Source organism: Bradyrhizobium sp. CSA207 (assembly GCF_029051685.1).
Classification (GTDB): Bacteria; Pseudomonadota; Alphaproteobacteria; order Rhizobiales; family Xanthobacteraceae; genus Bradyrhizobium.
Map to the genome: position 1 here is coordinate 87,058 of NZ_JAACFT010000034.1, position 8,586 is coordinate 95,643.

Sequence of the window (8,586 nt, forward strand, 5' to 3'; positions counted from 1 at the left end):
GACGCGTGTGCTACCCTTTCAAAGCCGGCTTCGTTGTCGGCGGTCTGGATGGCATTGATGAACTCTTGAAAAGAACGTTCTACTGACCTCATGACCGTCGCTCAAAACAGAACATCATTCCCGCTCTACCGGCGAATCCTCAGCTCGATCATTTAGTGGAGGCACCCGTTGGAGTTCAGCTGCCTGCCTGCGCAGGTCACCTTTTAACACTTTTCCAAGCGAATTCCTCGGAAGGACATCGACGAAATAGACGTAACGCGGCTTCTTATATCCTGCCAGAAGCTGCCCGGCATGATCCCGAACCATGTCGGTTGTTAATGCTGCCGACACATCCGGCTGAACGAATGCTGCGACGGCTTCGCCAAACTTTTCGTCTGGCACACCGATAATCGCGACGTCGGCGATATCCGGATGGGATAGAAGCGCCTGCTCAACTTCCTTTGTATAGATGTTGAGACCACCGCTCAGGATCATGTCCTTCTTTCGATCGACGATATAGAGGTAGCCGCTGGCATCACGCGTCGCGACATCGCCAGTGTGCAACCAACCATCGCGGATGATTTCAGCCGTAGCCTCGGGAAGATTGAAGTAGCCGCGCATGGTCGTGAAGCGTCCGGGTTCGCCGGCCCGGACCAATAATTCGCCGGGATCGTCCGTTCCGCAATCCACGCCCGCCTCGTTAATAATCCGGACCTCCACACCAGGAGTGGGTCTGCCGATCGAGGTCGGCTGCTCCAATTGTTCCTCATGCGACAGCGACGTCACCGCTCCCGCCTCCGTCATGGCAAAAAACGACACCATCTTCAGGTCAGGTAGCGCCAGCGCCATTCGGCGCTTGAGCTCAACCGGAAATGCCTCGCCGGTCACGACGACTAGCTTCAGCGTCTTGCATCGCTCTGACCCAGCTTCAACGACCGGAAGCATCATCCGACATATAGTCGGGACAACTCCAGCCACTGTGATTTGTTCGCGTTCGATAGTCGCAACTGCCTCTTCCGGGTCGAAATTTTTCAGGACGACCAACGTCCCTCCGAGACTCAGCGAATTGGCCATCCTGGCAAAGCCCGCCCGGTGTGCCAGCGGCGTGGTCACAAGGTATCGGTCCTCGCTGGAAATGGCCCACTCGACGGCGTGAATGAAGTAATTCTGCACGACGATATTGGAGTGAGTGATAATAGCGCCCTTGGGCTTTCCCGTCGTCCCGGACGTGTACATAATCGCCGCATCATCGATTTCGACAGACAGCTTTGGCAGATCAACTGGACCGTCGACGCCGATATCGGCGTACGCGACGATGCTCCTTGACGCATGGTCGATGCTGACCTGAATCGCCGTTGCATTCTCCCGGAGTACCTCGGCAATCTTTTCGCCGTCCCCCTCGAACACGATCGCGGCAGGTCGGCTATCACCGCAAATGTGGCTCAGTTCATGCGGAGTGAGCCTGGTCGTAACTGGGACCACCACGGCGCCGATGGCGAACGTCGCATACAACAGCTCGACGAGGTCAATCCCGTTCGCAACGAACAGAACTATTCTGTCTCCCTGTTTAACACCCCGGCTTTGAAGTCCGTTGGCAACCTTGCGAACTCTTTGGGCCAGATCCCGATAGGTCACCCGTTTTGCTCCGCAGACTAACGCGACCTTGTCGGGGTATCGTTGAGCCTGGGCAAAAAGGATGTTTTCAAGTCGCATCGTAATGCTCAGAGGATCTTGAACGCGGGGTAGGCTACGTCGGACGACAGTTGATCCCAGGCGAGTTCGACCCGTTGCTCAATCGCCATGGCTCCCTGCTCGGCATTCAGGATGTTTCCCAAAATGTGTACGCCTTCGTCGAGTTGGACGGTCGCGACCGCTAACGGCAATCTGCCTTCGAGCCCGGGGCCGGGTACGCGAATCACTGTGCACGCATAGATGAAACCGTTGCCGGAAACCTCTCGCCATGTGAGATTTCGGCTGCCGGTGTAGATGCTGACCGGACGGGGATAGTGCTGAAACTGCTTGGTATCGGCACAATACTGCAGAACAAGCCTGCCGGCTTTGGCGCCTTCCCAAAACGGAGTTGTGTCGACATAGACGGAGGGCTTCGGAACAACCCGGCTCGGTTTGATATCGCTCGGCCTTGTGTCAATGGTCATAGATCAAGCCTCAAGGATCATGGCGGCACTGATGCCCCAGTTGCGAGCATAGGGAATGACGCCGATGCCGGTAATCAGTGCGTTCTTTGGACTATCCACTTGGCGGCCGCCACCCTCGCCGAACATCTGACGCACCGCCTCGGCGAGATTCAAGCCGCCGCTTGCAAGACCGGGCTGCCCGGCGGAGATCTGACCACCGCCGGTATTCAACGGGAGAGTGCCTTTATGCGAAAGGTCCGTATCCAGGATAAAATCGCTGCCCTGCCCGCGCTCGCAAAATCCGAACTCCTCGAACTTCATCAAAACGGCGATCGTAAAATCGTCGTACGGCTGGAACATACGGATGTCCTTCGCCGTCAAGCCGGATTGCCGAAAGACCATAGGCGCGATCGCTGAGAAGCCGGTCTGCGTGATGTCGACGCATGGCTTGTTTCCGTTTAGGTTGGTTATCTCAGCATAGCCCGTTGGATAGACCATCTTGGAGAGACCAAGGCTTCGCGCGCGTTCCTCGGATGTCACCAGAAACGAATTGGCGCCGTCACAGAACATGACGCAATCCAGAAGCCGTAGCGGATCGGCGATAACCCGCGACTTTTCATAGTCCGCCATCGTGATCGGCGTCTTGAATTTGGCGCACGCGTTATCGTTGTGAAGTGCGTGATTTCGCTGCGTGATCGCAATCTTGCCTAGCGCCTCGGACTTTAGCCCATATTGATGCTGATATCTGCTCATCAGCAGCCCGAATGTGGCTGGCGGGCCTTGGATTCCCTGAGGGTCCTGAAATTCGGATCTGTAAGCACCATAATTGGCACGCCATGAAGTGCTCGGAGCATCGGCCGACAGTACGACCGCCACCTCGCAGTGGCCGTCCCGAATCGCCGAAGCGGCGCGTGCAATGCCGCCGGTCGCCGAGCAACCACCCGATCCCCCATAATTCAGCCAGGTCGGCGTGAGGCCCAACGCTTCAGCCATGTAGGCAGGGAAGAACGGATTTGGCGATTCGCTCAAAGGCGCAGTAACGGCGAGGCCATTGATCTCTTCCTTGCCGATCCCGGTTGCCGCAAGAAGTCCCGCAAGTGCTTCACCGGCCAGATCGTAAGTACTGCGCCCGCTCTGGTAAACGATTGGAGTTTCAGAATAACCTGCAATGACGATGTCTCGCTTACCCACGGTGCTTCTCCACGAAAATTGAGAGCGCGCTTTTACGGAGGCCTTCAGCCCCCTCGTCGCGGTGATTGGTGAAATAGAGTTGAAACCGCGAGTCGCCGTCCGCGGTGGCGCCTTCAGGTTTGCCGCCATGGCAGACCCTGATACTTCCACCCGGCTTTGTTGCCGCGATGTCCGTTCTCATCAAGGTCACCTTCAAATCCACCGGCGATGCTATAGCTCTGCTTGATGCTGCAGCCCCTGGCCGCTTTGGCCGCAGCCAGGCTGCGACCACCGCTGCGGCACATGAACAAGAGTGTATCGTCAGCGCCCACAGCCTCTCGGAGTTGATTGAGGAACTCTGAATTCACCCGCATGTCCGGCGATAACTGCCATGAGATCTTAACGAGGGCAGCCCCGAGCGTTTCGACGTCCGGCTCGCCAACATATTTCCATTCGGCCTCCGTCCTGACATCGATCAATTTGACCAACGGAGAGCCAACCATTTTTGTCCACGCCTCCCCTGGCGAAAGCTCCAGTCCGTTCATCTCGGTGCCTTCGATGGCGACGCATGACATCTTCGCAACCAGCGATGCCTACAGCGGCACAACGAGCAGAATATCGACATTTCGCGAATCCAGCACAACGACACGTTCCCTGAACTTTAGAGAGCCCCCTTCCCTCTGGATCACATCGAGATATTTGCCGGCGGCAAAGAGATCCATCCGGCCGCTCTCCATGATACGAACGACCTGGAAATTCGAGCGCGCCATCACACAGCCAGTTGCCTTGTCGTAAGACATAGTCGGATGGCCCACGACATGATTGTAGCTATGGGGCTCGAAGATATTAGCGGTATGGAACGCCTTCACCCGATCGATCATCATTCCACGGCCGACACACCGCATGATTCCGATCGGCAGGCCTGCATCCTGATTTTCCTTGGTCGTGATGTGGTAGACGCCGCTGGGCGTGAAGAATTGCGGCCAAAGATCGATCTTGCCGTCATCCATGGCATGACCATATGCGGCAATCAGTTCCGCAGCCTCGCGGTATTGGTCGTCGCTTGATGGCGTGACCCGCTTTTCGATGACGCTGGACATGATTTGCTCCTCAGAATCCCATGATACCGCGGTAGCCCTGCCAGAAACCCCGAACGGCGGTTTCAGTCGCACGGGAATTCTTCTCGGATTCGGCGACGCGCCCCCCCATTTCCATGAAAGATGCGCATTCCGGGTCGTTGCGCGTGCCGCGCTGGACGAATTCATTGATGCAGCCGTCTTCAAGCGAGACGAGGCCTGCTGCACCCGTAAGATTGCTCTGCATGATGCGCATCTGCGATTGCTCCTCGGAATCGCGGTCATAGCCGAGGTAAATCCAGAACAGTTCGGTCTTGTCGACTCCCTTCGGTGCAAAGAACCGAATCGCGAGCGAATTCAGCGTGAACTGAATGCACATGTTGGGGAAGACGGTTTGGATGCTGTGCGTGATGCCGTCGTCGAATTCCTCCCAGGCCTCAAGCAGCCCCGGCCCCTCGAGGGCGGATTCGTAACTGGCTGAATGGACCTTCGCCTCGGAATACTCGGCAGCCTCTTGCAGCTTGGCGCGGCGCGCAAAGCTAACATGGTGCCACTTCTCATCGGACAGGATGATCCCGCCATCCATGTCCAGGCGGTTCACCTTGAAGGTCGTATAGAAGGTGTGGAGCAGGGTTGCGTGATACGAATCCCGCAGATTCTCGGCATATAGTTTCCAGTTGTTGTGAATTGTCTGACTGTGTGTACCGAGGACGCGAAGCGGACGATCAAGATTTCGCTTGATGAACTGCGCCATGTCGGCGCCTAGGTAGGCCTCGACATTCTCGACCTGTTCGGAGAATGTACCGAAGATCATTCCGCAAAACTTTTCCGTGCGGATCGGCTGAAGGCGATGCTTGGCGACATCGAAATCGCTCGGCATCCCGCCTTGTCCGCGAAGCCCATTACGGAACGCGACACCCTTCAATTGCCCATCAAGGCCGTAATTCCAGGCATGATAAACGCATGTAAGGTTCGCGACATTGTCCTGCTTCTTGAGACACACCAGCGCTCCCTTGTGAGCGCAACGGTTGACCATTGCGTGAACTTCGCCATCATGATCCCTTGTCACGATCACCGGCGTTTCGCCGATCGTCGTGGTGCGGTAATCGCCGGCTTTTGGGATATCGACGTCGAGACAAAGAAAATTCCACGAGCGACCCCTGAAGATGCGTTCCTGCTCCAGCTGGTAGATCTCCGGATCGGTAAACAGACGGTAGGGCGCGCGCGTGATGCCTTCGGCGGGCCACTTGAAATCTAATTCGGGCCTGGCAGGAGCCGAACTCGGTTGGGGTGTCGTCAGCATCACGTCATTCTCCTGTCTCGTCGTCTTTAGAGCGGTTTCAAAGGAGACTACCGAGCCGAGCTCTATCGCAGCCAATAATTTTTTGGGCTAAATAAATAAGTACGGCATATCAGCGGCGGTCCAGTGGGTTCTGGATTCGTCGACCACTTCAACGGGTCGCGAACGCAATGCGCGCCGAGTTTCGGTCGCGACAGCGCATCGTCATAAGTCCTTCTTATTTATTCTCTTTGCGAGCTTATTGGAGCTGCAGGGATTTCCCGTCTTATGATGACTGCAGACCAATGCGGCGGCAGTTCGCAGTCAACAACAAATCGGGGGGATCAATGAACGCTCTTGGCAACTACAAGATCTGTTTGCTGCTGCTCCTTGCCGCGTCGCAGTCGTTGAGCTTCATCGATAGAGTCAATCTGTCGGTCGTATTACCTGAGCTGATCAAGGAGCATTCCTACAGCCCGAGCTCCGCGGGCCTCCTGATGTCCCTTTTGAACTTCTTTTATGTCGGTGCCATTATCTTCGCAGGGCCGCTGACCGACCGGATCGGCGCAACGCGTACCTTTCCACTTGCCGTTGCCGGCTGGTCCCTCGCGACGGGCCTTTGCGCGCTGACCGTGCAGTTTTGGCCCTTGGCGGCGCTTCGCGCATTGGTCGGCATTGGTGAATCGCCGAATATTCCCGCCGGGTCCCAAGTCATCAAGCACAACTTCGACAAGACGGAGCGCGGTTTTGCCGTCAGCGCGCAGTTCTCCGGTACGAAGATCGGCCTTGCAGTTGGGATTCCGCTGTCTTCATTCCTGCTTGCCACCTTTGGGTGTCCGTGGGTGTTCATCGCGACGGGCCTGCTCGGAGCAGTCTGGGTCGCCGCATGGTTGCTGATCTACAAGAAACCGGTGGGTGAAACGACTACACACGCCGCCCGCGCACAATCCCATATTCGATGGTCGACGCTGCTGAAGGTACGTTCCGTCTGGGGAATGGTGCTGGGCCAGGCTGGTTATCTCTATGTCTATTACGTCTTTGCATCCTGGCTTCCCGGCTATCTCGCCCTGAAGCACAATTTGCCAATCCTGAGCACAGGCTTTCTGGCGATGCTGCCATTTGTTTCAGGCATCGCATTCACGATTTTCGGCGGCTGGGCAAACGACCGGCTGATAGCGAAAGGCTACACAATATCCCGAGTCCGGAAATCATTTGCCGTCGGCGGCATCTTCGGTGCCACTATCTTTACCGTCGCCGTGGCTTTATCGCAGGAAACGTGGATGGCGGTCGCCGCAATGACGGCGGCCGTGTCAATGATCAGCTTGACGACTGCTGCAGCGAACGCCATGCCGATCGACGTGGCGCCACCTCATCTCGTTTCATCATGCGCGTCAATTCAGAACGTTGGCGGCAATCTTGGCGGCGCGCTCGCCCCGCTGATTACGGGCTTGCTCATAAGTTATACCGGCGGGTTCATGGTGCCCCTTCTGTTTGCCGCCCTCGTCGGATTGGTTCTGGGATGCGGCGGTTACGGATTGATCGTGAGAACTCTTGATCGGGAGATCGACATATCGGACTTCACGTTCGATACGCAATCGGCCGTGTCCTTTTCCCCCGGCTTGCGGAAAGCAGGACCAACCGTCGCATCGGCCGAATAGGCCTGGAAATAGAACACGCGAGCATCATTGCACAGCCACTTTGCCAACGGCGCCGCTCCCCTCACGAAGAGGGTCCTCCCAGACGTCCGACACAAGCCTATGAGCGCGTTATTAGAGGGAGTCCATCTTCAGCGATGCAATCCGGGCTGAGGTCCGCAATAGAGGCGCAACCAATCTGAGCCATGGTATTATCGATCTCAGCGAACATCATCTTCAGCACCTCTGTGACGCCAATTTCGCCCCGAGCAGCCAATCCGTACAGCGTCGCCCGACCAAGTTGAACCGCGTTTGCTCCAAGAGCAATCGCTTTCACTATGTCTGCGCCACGACGGAACCCACTGTCGATTAGGATCGGCTGCGTGATCCTGCTTCTCGTTTCGGCCAAGATTTGAAGCGGAGATATCGCTTCCCCCAGCTGTCGCCCTCCGTGATTCGATAGGATCACGCCATCTGCGCCCTCGGCGATGCATCGCACAGCATCGTCCGCCCGCAATATCCCCTTGACAAGGAGCTGATGGGGCCAGATGGAGCGCAACCACCTTAGGTCAGACCAGTTGAAGGTTGTGTCAATGCCTCGCCTCATCCGTCCAGCTTGACTTGCGGTATCCGAGGTGTCTTTTTTGGCAAAGTTTGCCACCTTCGGCATGCCATGCATTGCAAAGTCGAGCGCCCAACGTGGATGCGTTACACCGTCGACGAGCAGGCTCGGTGAGTAACTCAGCGGCAACTTGAAGCCGTTGCGAATGTCACGTTCTCTGAGGCCGTCGACCCCGAGATCTGCCGTTAGAATTAGCGTCGAATACCCTGCCCCCTTGGCGCGCTCCACCAATTGTTGCGACAAGGTCTTGCTGAACACATACAGCTGGAACCACTTATCGCCGCCCGCGTCTCGCGCCACGTCCTCAATGGCCGTAGTTGAAGCGGTCGACAAAGCAAAGGGGATATTGGCCTTTTCAGCGGCGCGCGCCAACGAGATATCTCCATCGGGCCAGAATGCACCATTCAAACCCGTCGGCGCGATAATGATAGGTGCGTCGTATGTTCTTCCAAATAGATTGATTGATATGTCACGCTTGCTGATGTCGAGCAGTCTCTTGGGACGAAAAACAAGGCGGTCGAATACTTCTCTGTTGTGCACCAATGACCGCTCGCCACCCGAGCCACCCTCAAGGTAGTCAAAGATGATTCTTGGCAAGCGTCTCCTCGCCAGCTCGCGATAGTCAAAAACATTTACCGGCGTATCCCCATAGTTCAGAACATTTGTCCCCCCCACCGAACCAGCAAGCGCC

8 protein-coding genes are annotated in these 8,586 nt (G+C 56.5%); 1 reads left to right on the plus strand and 7 read right to left on the minus strand.

What is annotated here, in order from left to right; genetic code table 11:
* Positions 1-114 precede the first annotated feature (114 nt).
* From GWG65_RS31490 to GWG65_RS31515, 6 genes are all read right to left on the minus strand, one after another.
* Positions 115-1,692 carry an AMP-binding protein gene (locus GWG65_RS31490; RefSeq protein WP_275199369.1) on the minus strand — a complete coding sequence of 526 codons (1,578 nt, stop codon included), beginning with the start codon at positions 1,690-1,692 and terminating at the stop codon, positions 115-117.
* Between the two features lie 8 nt (positions 1,693-1,700).
* Complete coding sequence (locus GWG65_RS31495) at positions 1,701-2,135, minus strand: OB-fold domain-containing protein (protein ID WP_275199370.1); 435 nt, start codon at positions 2,133-2,135, stop codon at positions 1,701-1,703.
* A 3-nt stretch (positions 2,136-2,138) separates the two neighbouring features.
* Complete coding sequence (locus GWG65_RS31500; protein ID WP_275199371.1) at positions 2,139-3,305, minus strand: thiolase family protein; 1,167 nt, start codon at positions 3,303-3,305, stop codon at positions 2,139-2,141.
* Positions 3,306-3,418: 113 nt separating this feature from the next.
* The gene (locus GWG65_RS31505) at positions 3,419-3,859 is read right to left on the minus strand and encodes a rhodanese-like domain-containing protein (RefSeq protein ID WP_275199372.1); all 441 of its coding nucleotides are present in this window, start codon (positions 3,857-3,859) and stop codon (positions 3,419-3,421) included.
* An 18-nt stretch (positions 3,860-3,877) separates the two neighbouring features.
* Positions 3,878-4,384 carry a nuclear transport factor 2 family protein gene (locus GWG65_RS31510; RefSeq protein WP_275199373.1) on the minus strand — a complete coding sequence of 169 codons (507 nt, stop codon included), beginning with the start codon at positions 4,382-4,384 and terminating at the stop codon, positions 3,878-3,880.
* A gap of 10 nt (positions 4,385-4,394) precedes the next feature.
* Positions 4,395-5,663 carry a Rieske 2Fe-2S domain-containing protein gene (locus GWG65_RS31515; RefSeq protein WP_275199374.1) on the minus strand — a complete coding sequence of 423 codons (1,269 nt, stop codon included), beginning with the start codon at positions 5,661-5,663 and terminating at the stop codon, positions 4,395-4,397.
* A 323-nt stretch (positions 5,664-5,986) separates the two neighbouring features.
* On the opposite strand from GWG65_RS31515, the gene GWG65_RS31520 reads away from it, so the two are divergent.
* Entirely contained in the window at positions 5,987-7,297 is a 1,311-nt protein-coding gene (locus GWG65_RS31520; RefSeq protein WP_275199375.1) for an MFS transporter, read from the plus strand.
* A 97-nt stretch (positions 7,298-7,394) separates the two neighbouring features.
* Here the strand turns inward: GWG65_RS31520 and GWG65_RS31525 are convergent.
* Positions 7,395-8,586: alpha-hydroxy-acid oxidizing protein (locus GWG65_RS31525; RefSeq protein WP_342760687.1), on the minus strand; the 1,192-nt coding region annotated here is incomplete at its 5' end.

Coding starts and splice junctions, on each gene's coding strand:
- GWG65_RS31520 (WP_275199375.1), top strand. CDS start 5,987: ATGAACGCTCTTGGCAACTACAAGATCTGTTTGCTGCTGCTCCTTGCC.
- GWG65_RS31490 (WP_275199369.1), bottom strand. CDS start 1,692: ATGCGACTTGAAAACATCCTTTTTGCCCAGGCTCAACGATACCCCGAC.
- GWG65_RS31510 (WP_275199373.1), bottom strand. CDS start 4,384: ATGTCCAGCGTCATCGAAAAGCGGGTCACGCCATCAAGCGACGACCAA.
- GWG65_RS31515 (WP_275199374.1), bottom strand. CDS start 5,663: ATGCTGACGACACCCCAACCGAGTTCGGCTCCTGCCAGGCCCGAATTA.
- GWG65_RS31505 (WP_275199372.1), bottom strand. CDS start 3,859: ATGTCATGCGTCGCCATCGAAGGCACCGAGATGAACGGACTGGAGCTT.
- GWG65_RS31495 (WP_275199370.1), bottom strand. CDS start 2,135: ATGACCATTGACACAAGGCCGAGCGATATCAAACCGAGCCGGGTTGTT.